This is a genomic window from Croceibacterium ferulae (assembly GCF_003660445.1).
In the GTDB taxonomy this organism is placed as follows: domain Bacteria; phylum Pseudomonadota; class Alphaproteobacteria; order Sphingomonadales; family Sphingomonadaceae; genus Croceibacterium; species Croceibacterium ferulae.
This window is the reverse complement of record NZ_QZVQ01000006.1, coordinates 81948-100349: the sequence shown is the minus strand read 5'-3', so window position 1 is coordinate 100349 and position 18402 is coordinate 81948. Positions and strand designations below refer to the sequence as shown.

Sequence of the window (18402 nt, the reverse complement as noted above, 5' to 3'; positions counted from 1 at the left end):
CTATAGTTCCCGTCGCACGGGGTAGAGGTGGTGCCAGGGATCGGCATGCGGGCCATTGTCCATGATCCAGTGCAGCCGCGCATCGCCATCGGCGGCAAAGGCGGGATCGGCGGCCAGCCGGCGTTCGAACGCGGCGCGCAGTTGCGGGTCGCGCTCCAGCAGCAGGTCGGCCAGCGGCGCCAGCACGAAATCCTCGCTGCTGCTGGGCGCGGGCAGCAATTGCGGAAAGAACCCCCAGGCCAGGAAGCTGTCGCTGCTCTCCGGTTCCAGCAGTGCGGCCGCCAGCAGGCCGTTGGGCTGATCGTAAGGCACGCGGATGGAGCCTGCAGGCATCACCTCCTGTGCCTGCCGGTGCTGCATGGTCGTCTTCAGCGGGAAGCGCCCTTCATAGGCCGGCTGCGGCTCGGGATCGGTCAGGGTCACGCGGTCCAGCATCAGCGTGCGCGGGGCGTCGATCACCTCGAAGGTGATGGCGTGCAGCCGCAGCCGGTCGATCACCACATGCTCCGCCGCCGGCACCCACCAGGCACGCGGCAGGCGGACGGTCTCGACCGGCTCCTGCCCGACGATCGGCATGCGGAAGGTGATCGGCCGGCCCAGCCAGCGCTGCTCCTGCCGCCCGGATGCCGGCGAGACATAGGTGTCGAAGGCGACGCCGCGGAAACCCTCGACCTGGCCGATCGGCTCCGCCGCCGGGCGCCATTTCGTCAGCAGCTGCTCGGGCCGGCTGGCGCGATCGGCGGCCTTGGCGGCGATGATGCGGTCCATGTCGCGGGCGGCGACCTGCAGCGCCGCCTCGAACAGCACCCGCGTGCCCAGCACGCGCTGGCGGTAGGGCTTGAGCGAATGGTTCTCCACCAGCACGGTCGGCACGGAGATGAAGTCGCCATAGCCGGTGGAATAACGCGGCCCTTCCGGGCTGTAGCGGATGCCCGCCTGCGGGTTCTTCGTGTCGATCGGGCTGGGATAGATGATCGGGAAATGCCCGGCCTCCGTCAGCGCCGCCATCGCCGCCGGGCCGAACCGGTCCTGCAACCAGTCGGCCGTGTTCCGGTGGCGGGCATAGGTGCCCCAGCCGGCATAGGTGAAGGTGATGTCATACCCCATGTCGAAGCCAGCGCTGACATGAGCGTCGACATACAGGATCGGGTCCAGCCGCTGCAGCAGGCGGATCATCGCCCGCGTCTCCGGCGCATCGGCCTTGGCGTAGTCGCGGTTGAGGTTCAGGTTGCGGGCATTCGCCACCGTCCCCTTGGCCTGCGGGCCGTTGATGTGCAGGAAGTTCCATCCGCTCATCATCTCGTGACCGTCGGGGTTGTAGATCGGCACGAACACCAGATCGACCTGGTCCAGCAGCCCTTCGGTGCGCCCCTGCGCAATGTCGCGCAGCAGCATCAGCCCGGCATCCTTGCCATCGATCTCGCCCGCATGGATGCCTGCCTGGATCAGCACGACGGGCTTGGTCGTGCCATCCGCGCCCGGGCCGGTGCTCGCCCGCACCATCAGGAGGTCGCGACCCTCGCCACTCTGGCCGAATGTGCCCAGCGTCAGCAGCGGGGATGCCGCATCCAGCCGCTGCAGGAAGGTCTGCACCTCGGCATAGCGTGGCGTCGTGGTGAAGCCGGCCGCCTCCGCCGGCGTGATCCACGGGTCATCCCCGGCAGCGATCAGTGCCTCACTGGCCCCACTCCACTCCGGAACCGCCGGCAAGACGGTGGCGGGCAAGGTGCCCGCCTCGTCCTGCGCAGCGGCACCCGCAGCCGACAGCAGCGCGGCGGCAAGGATGGTCGGGGCCGAAAGGCGGCGAAGGGCAACGGGCATGTAGGTCATTGGATATCCGCAGGTGGTCAGAAGCCGGCGCGCAGGCCAACGGTGAAGGTCCGCGGGGTACCGGGCGCCACCCACATGCGGTGGTAGGAGCTGGCATACCATTCCTCGTCGAACAGGTTGGCGACTGTACCGTACAGCGTCAGGTGGTCGGCCAGCTCCACCTCCCCGAACAAGCGGGCCAGCACGTGGTCGGGTAGCATGAAATCGGTGCCGGTTTCCCCGGAACGTTTTCCGACATATTGCACCCCGCCACCGATCCGCGCATCCCGGCCGGCCAGCATGAAATCACGCGCCAGCTGCAGGTTCACCGTGTGATCGGGAATGTTGATCAGCGGATCGCCCGGATTGATCTGGAACGAATAGGCCGGGTCCAGCACGGCGGAGCGCGCCTCCGCATCGATATGGGCGTAGCTCAGCAGGAACTCGATCGCCCCCGGCAGTTCGCCTTGCAGGTCCAGCTCCACCCCCCGGCTGCGCGCCGTGCCGATCGCCACGGAATAGCCGGCATTGTTGGCGTCGCTCGCCAGCACGTTCTCCTTGTTCAGCTGGAACAGGGTCAGCGTGCCCGAAAGCCTGCGGCCCATGGCGATCTTCACGCCCGCCTCGATCGATTCGGAGACTTCGGGATCGAAGATCGCGCCCGACACGTCCGTGCCGATATTCGCGCGGAAACCCTGGCCATATGCGGCATACAGCGTCAGCGGATCGGCCACGCGATAGACGATGCCCGCCTGCGGGCTGAACCGGCTATCCTGCCGTTCGCTGAACACGTTGGTACGCTGGTTGTCCGTGCTGAGCGTGTATGAATCGTAGCGGCCGCCGAGGCGGATCTGCAGCGCATCCGTCAGGCTGATCTGGTCCTGGATAAAGATGCCGGTGGAGCTTTGCTTGTCCACCCGATCGAAATCCGGGCCGACTGTCGGCAAGGGGAAACGGCCATAGACCGGGTTCAGGATGTCGAGGACGTTGCCGGCGAGCTCGCCGGGATTGGTGGACAGCGGCGGCGGCCGGAAGCGCTGGAACAGCTGATCGTTGATGAACTTGTCGTGATCCGCACCGACGAGCACCCGATGGCGCAGCGGCCCAGTGTCGAAATCGCCGGCGATCTCCGCCCGTACGACCGACTGCTCGGAATCATAGACCCGGCTGCGGCGCTGGCGCGACAGGCTGCGTCCGTCCGTATAGAGCGCCTGGCGCGAGGCGACGGTTTCCGCATCGGAAGAGCTGCCGGTCAGCAGCGTGTCACGATGGCTGGCTCCGACCAGCAGGCTCCAGCGGTCGGAGAAATCATGCTGCAGACGCAGCTGGTGCCCGGTGGCGCGTGCGACATGGTCCTCGTCGCCCGGTTCTCCCAGAAAGCGGTCGCGCGGAACCGTGTCGAGATTTCCGTCCAGCACCACGATCCCGCGATCGAAGGGCTGGGTGACGCGGGTCCATTCGAAATCATAGGTCAGGCGGGTGTCGGCGCCCAGCGCCATGCCAAAGGACGGCAGCAGGCCCCAGCGTTCATGATCGATCGTGTCGCGAAAGCTGCCGCCATCCTCGAAATAGCCGATCAGGCGCGCGGTAATCCCGCCCGTCACCGCGATATTCGCGTCCGCTTCCACGCGCCCCGTCTCGAAGCTGCTCGCCTGGATGGCCGCCGTTCCGAAAGTCTCACCCAGCACGGCCTGCCTGGTGACGAGGTTCACAGTGCCGCCCGGCTCGCCACGGCCCAGCAGCGCGGCGGCAGGGCCTTTCAGCACCTCGACCCGCTCGATCCCGGCGGCATCGCGCTGCCCGCCAAACCCGCGTCCACCGTTGAAGCCGTTGACGAGATAGCCCGTCGGCAGGTTCTCGTCCCCGGCGAAACCGCGCACGGCGAAGGAGTCCCACAACCCGCCCAGCGTGTTCTGCCGCGAGACGGAGGCGTTGAGGTCCAGCGCGTCGGTCAGGCGGGTAATCGCATTGTCCTGCAGCGTCTCGGCTTCGATCTCGCCGATGCTCTGCGGGATCTCGCTGACGGCGAAGTTGCCGCGATAGGCCTGCCGCACGCCGGTGACGGTGATCGACTGCCCCGCATTCTCCATCTCTGCCGCCCCTCGGCTGTCCTGCGCCTGGGCAACGGTGGCGGCCGTGGCGGTGATGACAGGCAACGAGCTGGCGAGGAGCAGGCGAAGAAGGCGCATCGGGCGTGTCCAGTATCAGGCAAGAGAACAGGGCCGCACAGATGCGCGGCGAGACACGGCCTCATAATGGTATATTGTCACATGACAACCCGCAGTATGTGCAGGTGCAGCATCGCAGGTACGCGCTCGGAAGATTGCGCCCGATTGATGGACACACGGCACCGCTTGCGCGGGCCGTGTTCCGTTTCTTTGGAAAGTCGCCGTTGGCAGGCGAGAAAAGTGGTGCCCAGAAGAGGACTCGAACCTCCACGCCCTTGCGAGCGCCAGCACCTGAAGCTGGTGCGTCTACCAATTCCGCCATCTGGGCACGGGCGCCTCGGTCATTGCTGCCGCGGCGCTGGGTAGGAGCGGGCCACTAGCCGTGCTTCGCGGGGCCGTCAACGCCTCAAATCAACTTTCCTGCATGCTTGCGGCCAGGCGGGGCTTGCGGCATGGCGCACGGGACGACTGGTGGCACCCGTCGGGGTGCGGAGAATGGATCAGGCATGGCGCAGCACGACATTTTCGAAAACCGGCTGGTGGTGCTCATCGGCGGCAGCGGGTTTCTTGGCACCCATGTGGCGCAGGACCTGCTGCGCCGCGGCGCGCGGTTGCGCGTGGCCGGACGCAATCCGGAAGGGGCGTTCCGGCTGAAGCCGCTAGCTGGCCTCGGCCAGTTGCAGTTCGCCCGCTGCGATGTGACGAAGCGCGACAGCATCGCCAATGCGCTGCAGGGCGCGGATGCGGTTGTCTATCTGGTCGGCACCTTCGGCGCGAAGGCGCAGGAATTGCAGGCGGACGGTGCCGGCATTGCGGCAGCCTTTGCCGCGCAGCAGGGGGCGACCGCGTTCACCTATGTTTCGGCCATCGGGGCCGATCCGCAATCCGATAGCGCCTATGCCCGCACCAAGGGCGACGGGGAGCGGCAGGTGCTCGCCTCCTTCCCCGATGCCACGATCCTGCGCCCCTCGATCCTGTTTGGGGAGGACGACAATTTCATCAACATGTTCGCCCGCCTGATCAGCCAATTCCCGATCCTGCCGGTGTTCGGCGCCGATGCGCGGCTGCAGCCGCTGTGGGTGGACGATGCCGCCGCCGCGATCGTGGCGGCGCTGGCCGATCCGCAGCAGCATGGCGGCAAGACCTACGAGCTGGCCGGCCCGGATGTGGTAACCATGGGCGAGATCAATCGCCGCCTGGCCGCCGCGCAGGGGCGGGATCGTCGCTTCTGGTCCGTGCCCGACGGTCTGGCCGGCCTGTTCGCCCGGCTGCCGGGTACGCCGATGGGACCGGATCAGTGGAAGCTGCTGCAGCGCGGCAGCGTCGCCACCGGCACGGTGCCCGGCATCGCCGATCTGGGCGTGACGCCGCACCCGCTCAGCCTGTTTCTGGAGCGCTGGATGCTGCGTTACCGCAAGGCCGGCCGGTTCGGCGTCAAGACCGAGACGGCCTGATCACAGGCCCGCGGCGCTGCCCGATCCGTCCGGCAGCGCCAGCGGCTCCACCAGCAGTACCGTGCCGCGCGTGGCGGTGACGCGAACACGCCGGCCGATCTCCAGGTCCGGCCCTTCGGCCAGCCATTCGCCATCGCCCAGCCGCACGCGGCCCTGCCCGTGCGCGATCGCCTGCACCACCAGCGCGCTCTGCCCCACCATCTGCGCACCGCGACGGTTGAGCAGCGGATCGGGGCCTTCCAGCGGGCGGCTCTGCAGGAACCGACGGGCGGAAAATACCGCGATCAGCGACAGCGCAACGAAGTCGACGATCTGCAACGGCACGCTTGGCTCGACGAAGGCCGTCAGCACGCCCGTGGCGATGGCCGCCAGCGCCAGCCAGACGAGGTAGACGCCGGGAACCAGCATCTCCGTACCGGCCAGCACCAGCCCCAGCGTGATCCATACCCAGTGGGCCTCGATCCCGCCGAGCCCGTCCATCAGCGGTGCACCACCGGCACCGTGGGACTGGATGTCGGGCGCGAGGGCACCGGCGCACCCTGCCCCGGGCCCCCTGCCGCTCCATCACCCTTGCCCAGCACCTCCTTGGCCAGTTCGCCGATGCCGCCCAGCGTGCCCATCAGCTGGGTCGCCTCGATCGGGAACAGGATGGTCTTGGCATTGGGCGATTCGGCGAACTTGGCGATGGCGCGGGTGTATTCCTGCGCCACGAAGTAATTGATCGCCTGCGCACCCGATTCGCCGATCGCGTCGGACACCATCCGCGTGGCGTTCGCCTCCGCTTCCGCCCCACGTTCGCGGGCTTCGGCCTGGCGGAAGGCGGCTTCGCGCTTGCCCTCGGCAGACAGGATGGCGGACTGCTTCTCGCCCTCGGCGCGCAGGATGCGGCTGGCGCGGTCGCCTTCCGCCTCCAGGATCTCGGCCCGCTTCAGCCGCTCGGCCTTCATCTGCCGGGCCATCGCCTCGCTGATGTCGATCGGCGGGCGAATATCCTTGATCTCCACCCGGGTGATCTTCACGCCCCAGGGCGACGTCGCGTGGTCCACCACGGACAGCAGCCGGGCATTGATCTCGTCCCGCCTGGAGAGGGTCTCGTCCAGGTCCATGGAGCCCATCACGGTGCGCAGGTTGGTGGTGACAATGGCCATGATGGCGAGGTTGACACCGCGCACCTCGTAGGCGGCCTTGGCGGCGTCCAGCACCTGGAAGAACACCACGGCATCCACGCCGACCATGGCGTTGTCGCGAGTGATGATCTCCTGGCCCGGAATGTCGAGCACCTGTTCCATCACGTTGATCTTGTAGCCGATGCGATCGACGAACGGGATGATCAGATGGAGGCCCGGTTCGGCGGCGAGGGTGAACTTGCCCAGTCGCTCGACCGTATAGACATGCCCTTGGCGCACGACGCGCACGCCCATCGCCAGGAAGATCAGCAGCACCACGACCAGCGCGGCGAGAACTACATACAGCATTCCGACCCTCTCCCATTCCCGTCAGGCGGGATGGTAACGCGGCCGGGTGGGCGGGGGAAGCGAAACACGCCGCCCCCGCCGATCGGTGTGCCGATCAGTTGCCCGAACGCGAAGCCCGCTTGCGCTGATTCGGATCGAGGTAGCGCTTGCGCAGGCGCACGCTCTGCGGCGTCACTTCCACCAGTTCGTCGTCCTGGATGTAGGCGATAGCCTGTTCCAGCGTCATCTTGCGCGGCGGCGTCAGACGGACGGCGTCGTCCTTGCCGGTCGAGCGGAAGTTGGTCAGCTGCTTGGACTTGAGGGGGTTCACCTCCAGGTCCTGCGGCTTGGCGTTCTCGCCGATGATCATGCCTTCATACAGCTTCTCGCCCGGGCTGATGAACAGCACGCCGCGCTCTTCCAGCGCGTTCAGCGCGTAGGGCACGGCCTCGCCCTGCTCCATGGAGATCAGCACGCCGTTCTGGCGGCCGCTGATCGGACCACGATAGGGGCCGTACTTCTCGAACAGGCGGTTCATGATCCCGGTGCCGCGCGTGTCGGACAGGAATTCGCCGTGATAGCCGATCAGGCCGCGCGACGGGGCGGAGAAGGTGATGCGCGTCTTGCCTGCGCCGCTGGGGCGCATGTCGGTCATCTCGGCCTTGCGCGCGGCCATCTTCTCCACGACCGTGCCGCTGAACTCCTCGTCCACGTCGATCACGACGGTCTCGTACGGCTCTTCGCGATTGGCGCCTTCGCCCTTGAACAGCACGCGGGGGCGGCTGATCGACAGCTCGAACCCTTCGCGACGCATGTTCTCGATCAGCACGCCCAGCTGCAGCTCGCCGCGGCCGGCGACCTCGAAGGCGTCCTTCTCGGCGCTCTCGGTCAGGCGGATGGCGACGTTGGTTTCCGCCTCCCGCTCCAGCCGGTCGCGAATCACGCGGCTCTGCACCTTGTCGCCCTCGCGGCCCGCATAGGGGCTGTCGTTCACGGCAAAGCTCATGGACAGGGTCGGCGGATCGATCGGCTGCGCGTGCACGGGCACGGACACCGTCGGATCGCACAGCGTGTTGGACACGGTGGCCACGGTCAGGCCGGCAATGGCGACGATGTCGCCCGCCTTGGCATGCAGCACGGGCACGCGGTCCAGGCCTTCGTAGGAGAAGATCTTGGTCGCGCGGCCGGTCTCGACCTGCTTGCCGAACACGTCCAGCGCCTTGATCGGCATGCCCACTTCCAGGCGGCCGCTTTCGACACGGCCAGTCAGGATGCGGCCCAGGAACGGATCCCGGTCCAGCAGGGTGGCCAGCATCGCGAACGCGCCGTCCTCGTCCAGGTCGGGCGCGGGCACATGGCTGACGATCTTCTCGAACAGCGGCACCAGGTCACCCTCGCGCACGTCCTCGCTCACGCCGGCATAGCCGTTGCGGCCCGAAGCGTAGAGCACGGGGAAGTCCAGCTGCTCGTCATTGGCGTCCAGCGTGACGAACAGGTCGAACACCTCGTCCAGCACCTCGGTCGCGCGGGCGTCGGAACGGTCGATCTTGTTGACCACCACGATCGGCTTCAGGCCCAGGCCCAGCGCCTTGCCGGTGACGAACTTGGTCTGCGGCATCGGGCCTTCGGCCGCGTCAACCAGCAGGATCACGCCATCGACCATCGACAGGATGCGCTCCACCTCGGCGCCGAAATCGGCGTGGCCCGGGGTGTCGACGATGTTGATGCGGTGGTTGCGCCACTCGATGGAAGTCGGCTTGGCGAGAATCGTGATCCCGCGTTCCTTTTCCAGGTCGTTCGAGTCCATCGCCCGCTCTTCCACGCGCTGGTTTTCGCGGAAGGTGCCGGACTGGCGGAACAGCTGGTCGACAAGAGTTGTCTTGCCGTGGTCGACGTGGGCGATGATCGCCACGTTGCGCAGGGACATGGTGCGTAAGGCTTTCGGAAGGGAATGGATCGCCGCGCCCTTAGCCGCGATGGCGCGTTGCAACAAGGGGCGGGTGACCGGTGGCCGCCTTTGCCCTTCGCGCTGGTGCAGCTATGGCACGGTGAAACATTCAGGAGACAGGCAATGTGCGAGCAGGATCATGTGGCGACGATGCGCGCCGGGCTCAGCCGGCGCCAGTTCGGCGCGATGGCGGGCGTGGGCGTGCTGGCGGCCTGCGCCACCCCCGATGCGGGTGCCGCGGCAGGGTTGTCGGAGCGCAAGGTGACCTTCCCCGCCGATGGCGCCACGATGGACGCGTTCTGGGTCCACCCGCGCGAAGGACGTCACCCGGCGGTGATCCTGTGGCCGGACATCGCCGGCCTGCGTCCCGTGTTCGAGATGATGGCCCGGCGGCTGGCCACCCAAGGCCATGCCGTGTTGGTGCTCAATCCCTATTTCCGCGATCGCCCCGCCCCCCAGTTCGCCGACTTTGCCGCCATCCTGGAAGCGGGCTTCGCCACCGTTGCGCCATGGCGGGCGAAGAACGATGCCGCCGGCGTGATGCGCACGGCGCGCGACGTGGTCGGTTGGCTGGACGGGCAGCCGCAGGTGGATACGAGCGCCGGCATCGGCACGCAGGGCTATTGCATGGGCGGTCCCTATGCCGTGTGGACCGCCGCTGCGGTGCCGGCGCGGGTCAAGGCGGCGGCGAGCTTCCATGGCGGTGGTCTGGTCAGTGATGCACCGACCAGCCCCCATGCGATGCTGGACGACACGCAGGCGCAGTTCCTTTTCGCCATCGCGCAGGATGATGATGCCAAGGCGCCGGGCGACAAGGACAGCTTGCGCCGGGCCGCGGCTGCGGCCGGGCGCCCTGCGGTGGTGGAGGTGTTCGCCGGCGACCACGGCTGGACCGTCGCCGACAGCCCCGCTTACGTGGAGGCGGAGGCGGAGCGCGCGTGGACGGCCCTGCTGGCGCTGTACGAACGGGCGCTCTGACGGCCTAGCGGATCGGGGCCAGCGTGTTCACGCCGGCCTCGGCGCTCGTCTCGCCCGGCGGCGGGGGCACTTGCCGGTCGCGGTAGGACGGCAGGTCCGGCGCATCGTCCGGCACCGGCCGCGCCTCCAGCCGGGCGATCAGCCGCTTCATCTCCGCCACCTCGCGCACCTGCGCATCCAGGATGCGATCGGCCAGCAGGCGCACTTCCGCGTCGCGGATATGCGCGCGTTCGCTGGTCATGATCGCGATCGAATGGTGCGGGATCATCGCCTTCATGTAGGCGAGATCGTCCACCGTCTCCTGGCTTCGCACCAGCCACAGCGCACCGCCGAACACCAGCGCCGCCCCGGCCATGATGCCCAGCTTGGCCCGGCGACCGGGATACATGCCCCACATGAAGCCCAGCATGATCACGGCCATGGCGGCGCCCATCACCAGCGCCATCCAGCTGCGCGTCTGGCTGAAGAAGACGTGGCTCATAGTGTAGGTGTTCAGATACATCAGCCCGAACATTACCAGCGTGGAGGTGGCGATCATCGCGCCGAAGCGGGCGTAGCTCATGCCGATTGTTCCCCGTCAGGCAGCGGGACGGTCCGCCGCCATGCCTGATCAATGGCGGCAGGAGCGACGCGTTCCTGCAGGAGCCAGCCGGTCGGCTCCGCATGTCAAAAAGCGGGCGCACGCCGATTGCGACATTGCGACCGCGCAGCGGCGACTGGTCCTTGAAGAAGGAGGTATGCACGAAGGTCAGTTCGTTCAGCAGGTTGGTGCCGCGCAGATAGAGCTCCACCATCCTGGCCCGTCCCAGATCGAACGGAGGCCAGTGTGGCGTTCACCATTTCAGACACACGCATGATCCCCTTGCTCATTAGAGCGCGCAGCTATGTTATACTATAACGTAGAGTCAAGGTGCTGATGATGGTCTGCACCGGGCCGCTGCCGGCGGCGGCAACAAAGGTCGGAACACCGTCATCACTCGATGATTCAGATATATGAACCGTTCACCCGGCCGAACACCGACCCACATGGCCGAGTGAATGGACGTGCGGGGCGGGCCTTTTTCGGGTGCCGTCCCGCTTTCGTTTCGCCGTTGCCGGGCTCCGCCACGGCAGAGCCCCCTGCTCTTCCGCGCCCCCTGGCTGCCGGTTGCAAGCGGAGCAGGCCCGGATCACCTGATGCCGCGGGTGGTTGAGTGAACATCACCCAGACGAAAGGACTGCCATGCGCGCGTGGATGCTGCCCGCCGGATCGACCGGCCCCGACCAGTTGCAATTGCGGGAACTCGACCAGCCGCAACCCGGACCGGGCGAGGTGCTGGTTCGCCTGCGCGCATGGTCATTGAACTACCGCGACCTGATGGTGGCCAAGGGCAAGTATATGGGCGGACCGCTCGTGGCCGATGCCATCCCCCTGTCGGACGGCGCTGGAGAGATCGCGGGCCTGGGCGCGGGCGTCACGGTCTTTCAGGAAGGCGACCGGGTGCAGACATCGTTCTTCCCGCACTGGACCGACGGCGCGCCGGTGACGGACGTGGCGCTGGGCGATGGCCGGGCGCCGGGTGTGCTGGCGGAATATGTCGTGCTCCCCGCCACCGGCGTGGTGCCGATGGCGCCGAGCCTGTCCTTCGCGGAAGCCGCATGCCTGCCCTGCGCGGGCGTGACCGCGTGGAACGCGCTGTATGAAGGGCCACGGGCGCTGCTGCCGGGAATGCGGGTGCTGGTGCTGGGCACAGGCGGCGTTTCCACCCTGGCACTGGCCATGGCCAAGGCCGGCGGCTGCGAAGTGTTCGCCACCTCCAGCCAGAATGCAAAGCTCGCCAGGATGCGCGACTGGGGCGCCGACCAGACTGTCAATTACAAGGACAACCCCGAATGGGGTGCCTGGGCCAAGGAGCTGGGTGGGGTGGACAAGGTGATAGAGGTCGGCGGCGCCGGCACCGCCGAACGGTCCATGGCCGCGCTCCGCACCCATGGCGAGGTGGCCTTCATCGGCGTGCTGGAGCCGGAAGGCGGACCCAATCCGCGCGGATTGATGATGACCGCCGGGACCATGCGCGGCATCTTCGTGGGATCGACCGCAATGGCCCGCCGGCTGAACGCCGCGGTGGAGGTGAACGGCATCCGCCCAATGATCGGCCGGTCCTTCGCGTTCGCCCGGGCGCCCGATGCCTATGCCCATGCCGCCGGGCCGGACAGCTTCGGCAAGACGGTGATCGAACTGGGCTGATCCCGCTGCCCCTCCCGCTTCGGCGGGAGGGGGCAGCCGGTCGGATCAGAACGGGATATCGTCGTCCAGGTCGTCGGCGAAGCTGCCGCCGGCCCCGCCGCCGGCGGCCGGGGTCTGGCCCCATTCGCCGCCCTGATTTTTGTTGCCGCGGGACGACGATCCGCCGCCGCGGCCATAATCGCCGCCACCGCCGCCGGAGCGCTGGCCGCCACCACCAGCACCGCCTCCGCCGCCTTGTGCGCCACCAGGGCCGTCCAGCATGGTCAGCGTGCCGTTGAAGCCGCGCAGCACGATCTCGGTCGAGTAGCGGTCAGCGCCGGACTGGTCCTGCCATTTGCGGGTCTGCAGCTGGCCTTCGACGAACACCTTGCTGCCCTTGCGCAGGAAGCGTTCGGCCACGCTGACCAGCCCTTCGGAGAAGATCGCCACCGTGTGCCATTCGGTGCGTTCCTGCTTCTGGCCGGACTGGTCCTTCCAGCTTTCGGTGGTGGCGATGCGCAGATTGCACACCTTGCCGCCATTCTGGAACGACCGGACCTCCGGGTCCTGCCCCAGATTGCCGATGATCATGACCTTGTTCAGGCTGCCCGCCATTGTCTCTCTCGTCCTTCGAATCAGAGGCCGGCGGCCAGCGCCAGCCAATAGGTGATGCCGGCCGCGAGGTAGGCCAGCACAAAAAGATAGATCAGCATGACAATCGGCCACTTCCAGCCGTTCATCTCCCGCCGTGCTACCGCAATAGTCGACAGACACTGCGGCGCAAACACGAACCACGCCAGGAAGGCCAGCGCCATCGGCAGGGTCCAGCGCGCCGCCAGCTGCTGTTCCAGCGCCAGTGCCGTGCTGTCCTCGTCCTCCGCCGCAACGGCGTAAGTGGTGGCGAGCGAGGACACCGCTACCTCGCGCGCGGCCATGGCCGGGATCAGCGCCAGCGCCATGTCGCGGTTGAAACCGATTGGCTCCACCACCACGGCCAGCCCGTTGGCAATGTGGCCGGCGATGCTGGCATCCACCTGGTCCTCGCCCGGCCCCGCCTGTGGGAAGCTCAGCAGCAGCCACAGCGCCACCGTCACCGCGAAGATGATCGTGCCCGCGCGGCGCAGGAACACCCAGGCGCGCTGCCACAGGCCGATGGTGATGTCGCGCAGGGACGGCCACTGATATCTTGGCATCTCCATGATGAAGCCGCTGGCGCCGCCCTTGGCCACGCTGCGCCGCATCACCCAGGCCAAGACCAGCGCGCCGACGATGCCGGCCACATACAGCGCGAACAGCACCGTGCCCTGCAACCCTACACCGCCCCAGATGGTTCGCGCCGGGATGAAGGCGGCGATGATCACGGCATAGACCGGCAGCCGCGCCGAACAGGTCATCAGCGGTGCGATCATGATGGTGGTCAGCCGGTCCTTGGGATCGGCGATCGCCCGCGTCGCCATGATGCCGGGGATGGCGCAGGCGAAGGAGGACAGCAGCGGGATGAAGCTGCGGCCCGACAGGCCCACGCCGGCCATCATGCGGTCCATGATATAGGCGGCACGCGCCATGTAACCGGACTGCTCCATCAGCAGGATGAAGGCGAACAGGATCACGATCTGCGGCAGGAACACCACGACCGACCCCACACCTGCCAGCACGCCCTGCGTCAGCAGGTCACGTGGCAGGCCGGCGGGAATGAACGCCTCGACCACGCCGGTCAGCCAGCCGACGGCGCCTTCCAGCGCATCGGCGAAGGGAGTGGCCCAGGCGAACACCGCCTGGAACATGACGAACAGCAGCGCGAACAGGATCGGCGGCCCGGCCCAAGGGTGCAGCAGCACCTGGTCCAGCCGCGTATGCAGCCGGTGCGCGCCGCTTTCGGCCAACACCGCACGCTGCGCCATCCTCCGCGCTGCCAGCCGCCGCTCGGTCGCGCCGGTCAGCTGCCGCACGCCGGCCGGCGGATCGGACGGCCCTTCCCGTCCCGCACGCTCCAGTGCTTCCAGCAAAGCCTCCAGCCCGCGCTTGCGCACCGCCACGGTGGGCACGACCGGCACGCCCAGCGCGGCTTCCAGTGCGGCCGGGTCCAGCACCAGCCCGTCGCGTTCCGCCATGTCGATCATGTTCAGCGCCACCACCACCGGGCGGCCCAGCGCGATGATCTCCTGCGCGAACACCAGATGCTGTTCCAGATTGGCGGCATCCAGCACCAGCACCAGCACCTGCGGCCGCGCCTGCCCGGGCTGCTCGCCCATCACCACGCAGCGGGTCACCTCCTCGTCCGGGCTGGCGGCATCCAGCGCATAGCTGCCGGGCAGATCGAGCAGCTCCACCGGCTCCCCGGATGGCAGCACCAGCCGCCCCGCCTTGCGCTCCACGGTGACGCCTGGATAGTTGGCGATCTTCTGCCGCGCGCCGGTCAGCGCGTTGAACAGCGCGCTCTTGCCGGCATTGGGATTGCCGACCAGCGCGATCGTGCGGGGTGTGCTCAAAAGGGCGTGCTCATGCCGCAGGAGCACCCTCGGGCACCACGCTGATCGCACGGGCGTGGACCCGGCGCACCGCCACGATCATGCGCCCAATGCGCAGCGCCAGCGGATCGCGTCCGGCGAAAATGCCACGATGCGCCACACTGACCACCGCGCCCGGTTCCACCCCCAAGGCGCGCAGCCGCTTGGCTTCCTCCGGTACGAAGGCGGTCCAGTCCACGGCCGCGATCCGGGCCGACTGTCCGCGGGCGATGACGTCCAGGCCGATCATCTGCAGCGGGTCATTCATGCGATGCGCAAGTGGCAGATGGCGCCGCTTCTTGCAACGCATTCGCGTCAGGCAGGACCGCTATATTTGGCAGGCGAAGGCTTCCAGAAACCGAATGGTTAATGTGCCGTTAGGACTTGTGAAGGATGACTGACAGAAAAGGCCCCGAACCCGCCATGAGCCCGCACAATCGCCTGCTCGCCGCCACCCGCCTGGCGCCGCACTCGATCACTGGTACGCCCCTGAACACCAGACCGGATCGCTGGCCGGGCATCGCGCGGCTGAGCGTGCTCGCCGCTCTTGCGGTGATCGGCTGGTCGGTGATCCTGCTGCCGATCCTGTAAGTTCAGCGCGCCGGGTAACGCAGCCGGCCCAGAAAGCGCGTCACGTCGAACCGTTCACGCGGACGCAGCAGCTGCGCCTTGAACTTCTCGAACCGCATCACGCCGGCAAGCCGTCGGTCCAGGAAGGCCTCGGTATCCGCCTGCCCCTCGCTCTCATCCTCCACGAACACCGCCAGCGTGCTGGCATAGACCGCCAGCAGCGTCGCCCGCTTGGTATAATGATTGTAATCCGTCGCGGTATCGCCCGCCATGCGCCACATCAGGTCGGCACTGTGCCAGCCGGTGCGCAGCGCTTGCGCCGCATTCTGCGGCAGCGCCTGGATCGCCAGCGCGCGCCGCAGCGCCTCCCGCTGCCGGCCCATCGCCGCCAGCCGGAACAGCAGCAGCGCGCGGATGCGAGCCCCGACCTTCATCGTCGCCAGCGCCTCCGGGCTGAAACCCGCCTGCATGGCCGCATCGATCGAGGCGATCCAGCCGCCGATCATGTCGATCGCGCCGCCCGGGAAGGCCAGTCGGGCCACCGCGGGATCGACGCCGGCAATGTCCGCCGCCCCCGCCAGCGCCACATCGCTCCACCCGTCAAAAGCGGCCATGTTGGCAATGGTCGGCGCCAGCGCGATGCGCAGCTCGTCCAGCGTCATGTCGGCCATGTCCGGCGCGCGCTCGGGCGGGGCGATGTCGACCGGATCGCCCATCAGAAGCTCGGCCCATAGGACGGGGCGGCGCCTTCGCGCTCCGCCGGCGGCTTGGCGCTGCGCTCGATCTCCGCCAGGGTCACGCTGTTATTGCCGTCCAGCTTCGCATAGTCGCGGGCGGAGCGGCCGGAATTGTCCACCCGGTCGGGGTCGGCGCCGGCTTCAAGCAGGACGCGCATCAGGCTGGTATCGCGCTGGTGCACGGCAGACATCAGCGGCGTCTCGCCCGCCTGGTTCTCGTCATCCACCCGCGCGCCCGCACGCACCAGCGCGGCCACGCCTTCGTTGAATCCGATCTGCACCGACCGCAGCAGCGGGGTGACGCCCCGATTGTTGGCAAGGTTGGTATTGGCCCCTCGCGCCGCCAGGAAATTGATCCAGGTCACGTCCCGCCGCTCCACCGCGATGTGCAGGGCATTGTGCCCATCCGTGATGTCGCGCGAATTGATGATCGTGGATCCGCCCGGCTCGGCCAGCATCTCGATGACCTTGGTGCCGTCCTTCTTCTTCACGGCCTCCAGAAACTGGTAGCCGGGGGAATAGTTCTGCGCCGCCGCCGGCACGGCAACCAGCGCCGCCCCGGCCGGCACCAGCAAACAGGCGGCCAGCCCTGCCAGCCCGCCGCGCACACTCATCGAAGCCCTGTTCACCGCAACCGTCACGCCCTATCTCCTCCGCCAGGCCATGCCGCGCCGCATTGCCCGCAAATCCTTGACTCATCCCTCGTTTCCCGGGTGTTAGCAGACCATGAACCGTATCGCCATGACCCTGCCCGCTCTTTGCCGCGCCTGCCTGCCGCTGGCCGCGCTGATGCTGCTGCCTGCCTGCAGCGGCGGATCAGGGGCGGAACCGCCGCTGGCCGGGGCCGAGATCGGCGGACCGTTCGAACTGATCGGAGAAGACGGACAGACCGTGCGCTGGAGCGATTTCGACGGCAAGTACCGCATCGTCTATTTCGGATATGCCTACTGCCCGGATGTATGCCCCAACGACGTCAATTTCATGATGAAGGGGTTCGATGCGTTCAAGCAGCAGCACCCGGAGCTTGCCGCCAAGGTGCAGCCGCTGTTCATCACGATCGACCCGGCGCGTGACACGCCGGCGGTGGTGGCCGAGTTCACCAAAGCCTTCTCCCCCGACCTGCTGGGCCTGACGGGAACGGAAGCGCAGATCGCCGACACGGCCAAGAAGTTCGCCATCTACTATCAGAAGGGCGAGGACTCCGCGGGCGGCGGCTATCTGATGGATCACAGCCGCGGCGCTTACCTGATGGGACCGGATGGTGCCCCGATCGCGCTGCTGCCGGTGGAACGCAGCCCTGACGCTGTCGCCACGGAACTGGCCCGATGGGTGAGCTGAGGCCACGCTTCTGGGAGCTGCCGCTCGCCAAGCTGACCCGCGCGGAGTGGGAGGCATTGTGCGACGGATGCGGCCGCTGCTGCCTGCACAAGCTGGAGGACGAGGACACCGGCGCGGTGATCGAGACCAATGTCGCGTGCCGCCTGCTCGACACCGGCACCGGCCGCTGCAGCGACTATCGCAATCGCCGCGCCTTCGTGCCGGACTGCATCCGCCTGACCGCCGACCTGGTGGGCAAGCTGACCTGGCTGCCGCCCAGCTGCGCCTATCGCCTGCGCGCCGATGGCGACCCGTTGCCGGGCTGGCACCCGCTGCTGACCGGCGATGCGTCCGCGATGCACGAGGCGGGGATCAGCGTCGCCGGCCGGGTGATTGCCGAGGATGATGCCGGACCGCTGGAACAGCACATCGTCGACTGGAGCCGCGGCGACGAATGGGATGACGAGGATGAGGACGACGCCGAAGGCGATACCCCGCCGGTGTTCTTCGTCCGGTGATCGGCTGGCTGCGCCGGGCCGACACGCCGCCAACGGTGGTCGTGGGGGAGCGGGAACTGCCGCTTGCCATCCGCCATCACGCCCGCGCCACGCGCCTGACCCTGCGCCTGGCGCCTGACGGATCGGAGGTGCGCGTCACCGTGCCCCGCTGGGTCCGCACTGCCGAGGCATTGTCCTTCGCCCGCAGCCGTCAGGGCTGGCTGGCGCAGCAGCTGGCGCGCGTGCCGCAGCAGGCGCCGCCTGCTCCCGGCGGCACGGTCCAGTATCGCGGGGCTGCGCTGCCGATCGACTGGCACGCCGCCCATCCACGCACTCCGCGCATGATGGAGGGTGCCCTGCGCTGCGGCGGCCCGGCGGACACGCTGGTCCCGCGCCTCGCCCGCTGGCTGGCGCAGGAGGCCGAGCAGCTGCTGGCGGCGGACCTCCGGCATTATTGCGCCCGTGCCTGCGTGCCGCTGCCTGCCTTGCGCCTCTCGCGCGCGCAGCGGCGCTGGGGCAGCTGTTCGACCGGCGGGACGGTCCGCATCAACTGGCGGCTGGTGCAGGCGCCCGACCATGTGCGCCGCTCCGTCGTCGCGCATGAGGTGGCGCATCTGCTGCATTTCAACCATTCGCCTGCCTTCCACGCGGCGCTGGAACGGTTGTATGATGACGACCTGATGGCAGCGGATGGCTGGCTGAAGGCGCATGGCCGCGGCCTTTACAGCGCCTTCGGGTAGGAACTGGCGCTCGCGCC

Annotated in this window: 18 protein-coding genes and 1 tRNA gene; 7 read left to right on the top strand and 12 right to left on the bottom strand. The window is 67.9% G+C overall.

The genetic code is table 11. The annotated features are described in order from the left end of the window. From D5S08_RS07990 to D5S08_RS07980, 3 genes are all read right to left on the bottom strand, one after another. Window positions 1-1830 (bottom strand): M14 family metallopeptidase, encoded by a 1830-nt coding sequence (locus D5S08_RS07990; RefSeq protein ID WP_241557295.1) that lies wholly within the window; start codon window positions 1828-1830, stop codon window positions 1-3. Window positions 1831-1847: 17 nt separating this feature from the next. Next, entirely contained in the window at window positions 1848-3998 is a 2151-nt protein-coding gene (locus tag D5S08_RS07985) for a TonB-dependent siderophore receptor (RefSeq protein ID WP_121117319.1), read from the bottom strand. Between the two features lie 220 nt (window positions 3999-4218). Next, window positions 4219-4305, bottom strand: a tRNA-Leu gene (locus D5S08_RS07980). A gap of 178 nt (window positions 4306-4483) precedes the next feature. Between D5S08_RS07980 and D5S08_RS07975 the strand changes: the two genes are divergently transcribed. Beyond that, window positions 4484-5431 (top strand): complex I NDUFA9 subunit family protein, encoded by a 948-nt coding sequence (locus D5S08_RS07975; RefSeq protein ID WP_121117317.1) that lies wholly within the window; start codon window positions 4484-4486, stop codon window positions 5429-5431. On the opposite strand, the gene D5S08_RS07970 is transcribed toward D5S08_RS07975, so the two are convergent. The 3 genes from D5S08_RS07970 to typA all read right to left on the bottom strand — a co-directional run bounded on the left by D5S08_RS07970 (window position 5432) and on the right by typA (window position 8812). Continuing rightward, window positions 5432-5911, bottom strand: coding sequence for an NfeD family protein (locus D5S08_RS07970; protein WP_121117315.1), 480 nt, complete (start codon window positions 5909-5911; stop codon window positions 5432-5434). Continuing rightward, window positions 5911-6906 carry an SPFH domain-containing protein gene (locus tag D5S08_RS07965; RefSeq protein ID WP_121117313.1) on the bottom strand — a complete coding sequence of 332 codons (996 nt, stop codon included), beginning with the start codon at window positions 6904-6906 and terminating at the stop codon, window positions 5911-5913. Before D5S08_RS07965 ends, D5S08_RS07970 begins: the two co-directional genes overlap by 1 nt. Window positions 6907-7000: 94 nt before the next feature. Then, window positions 7001-8812, bottom strand: coding sequence for a translational GTPase TypA (gene typA, locus D5S08_RS07960; RefSeq protein ID WP_121117311.1), 1812 nt, complete (start codon window positions 8810-8812; stop codon window positions 7001-7003). 144 nt (window positions 8813-8956) lie between these two features. Here typA and D5S08_RS07955 point away from each other — a divergent pair, with 144 nt between their 5' ends. After that, entirely contained in the window at window positions 8957-9811 is an 855-nt protein-coding gene (locus D5S08_RS07955; protein ID WP_121117310.1) for a dienelactone hydrolase family protein, read from the top strand. A gap of 4 nt (window positions 9812-9815) precedes the next feature. Here the strand turns inward: D5S08_RS07955 and D5S08_RS07950 are convergent, their stop codons facing one another. Continuing rightward, entirely contained in the window at window positions 9816-10373 is a 558-nt protein-coding gene (locus tag D5S08_RS07950) for a DUF305 domain-containing protein (RefSeq protein WP_121117308.1), read from the bottom strand. 660 nt (window positions 10374-11033) lie between these two features. Here D5S08_RS07950 and D5S08_RS07945 point away from each other — a divergent pair. Further along, window positions 11034-12038, top strand: coding sequence for a zinc-dependent alcohol dehydrogenase family protein (locus D5S08_RS07945; protein ID WP_121117306.1), 1005 nt, complete (start codon window positions 11034-11036; stop codon window positions 12036-12038). Between the two features lie 45 nt (window positions 12039-12083). On the opposite strand, the gene ssb is transcribed toward D5S08_RS07945, so the two are convergent. The 3 genes from ssb to D5S08_RS07930 are packed head-to-tail and all read right to left on the bottom strand — an operon-like array spanning window position 12084 to window position 14792. Continuing rightward, window positions 12084-12632 (bottom strand): single-stranded DNA-binding protein, encoded by a 549-nt coding sequence (gene ssb, locus D5S08_RS07940; RefSeq protein ID WP_121117304.1) that lies wholly within the window; start codon window positions 12630-12632, stop codon window positions 12084-12086. 20 nt (window positions 12633-12652) lie between these two features. Continuing rightward, window positions 12653-14506 (bottom strand): ferrous iron transporter B, encoded by a 1854-nt coding sequence (feoB, locus tag D5S08_RS07935; protein ID WP_121117302.1) that lies wholly within the window; start codon window positions 14504-14506, stop codon window positions 12653-12655. A gap of 10 nt (window positions 14507-14516) precedes the next feature. Beyond that, the gene (locus tag D5S08_RS07930; RefSeq protein WP_241557294.1) at window positions 14517-14792 is read right to left on the bottom strand and encodes a FeoA family protein; all 276 of its coding nucleotides are present in this window, start codon (window positions 14790-14792) and stop codon (window positions 14517-14519) included. A gap of 125 nt (window positions 14793-14917) precedes the next feature. Between D5S08_RS07930 and D5S08_RS16405 the strand changes: the two genes are divergently transcribed. Beyond that, entirely contained in the window at window positions 14918-15115 is a 198-nt protein-coding gene (locus tag D5S08_RS16405) for a hypothetical protein (protein ID WP_126665517.1), read from the top strand. A 2-nt stretch (window positions 15116-15117) separates the two neighbouring features. Here D5S08_RS16405 and D5S08_RS07925 read toward each other — a convergent pair whose 3' ends face one another. Together D5S08_RS07925 and D5S08_RS07920 are read right to left on the bottom strand one after the other, a co-directional pair. Beyond that, window positions 15118-15810 (bottom strand): COQ9 family protein, encoded by a 693-nt coding sequence (locus D5S08_RS07925; RefSeq protein ID WP_121117300.1) that lies wholly within the window; start codon window positions 15808-15810, stop codon window positions 15118-15120. Further along, window positions 15810-16445, bottom strand: a complete 636-nt coding sequence (locus D5S08_RS07920) for an ankyrin repeat domain-containing protein (RefSeq protein ID WP_121117298.1) — start codon at window positions 16443-16445, stop codon at window positions 15810-15812. The genes D5S08_RS07925 and D5S08_RS07920 overlap by 1 nt, the downstream gene beginning before the upstream one ends. Window positions 16446-16557: 112 nt before the next feature. Between D5S08_RS07920 and D5S08_RS07915 the strand changes: the two genes are divergently transcribed. The 3 genes from D5S08_RS07915 to D5S08_RS07905 are packed head-to-tail and all read left to right on the top strand — an operon-like array spanning window position 16558 to window position 18385. Beyond that, window positions 16558-17169 carry an SCO family protein gene (locus tag D5S08_RS07915; RefSeq protein ID WP_121117296.1) on the top strand — a complete coding sequence of 204 codons (612 nt, stop codon included), beginning with the start codon at window positions 16558-16560 and terminating at the stop codon, window positions 17167-17169. Further along, complete coding sequence (locus D5S08_RS07910; protein WP_121117294.1) at window positions 17157-17666, top strand: YcgN family cysteine cluster protein; 510 nt, start codon at window positions 17157-17159, stop codon at window positions 17664-17666. Before D5S08_RS07915 ends, D5S08_RS07910 begins: the two co-directional genes overlap by 13 nt. Then, window positions 17663-18385 (top strand): M48 family metallopeptidase, encoded by a 723-nt coding sequence (locus D5S08_RS07905; protein ID WP_121117292.1) that lies wholly within the window; start codon window positions 17663-17665, stop codon window positions 18383-18385. Before D5S08_RS07910 ends, D5S08_RS07905 begins: the two co-directional genes overlap by 4 nt. Window positions 18386-18402: the final 17 nt, after the last annotated feature.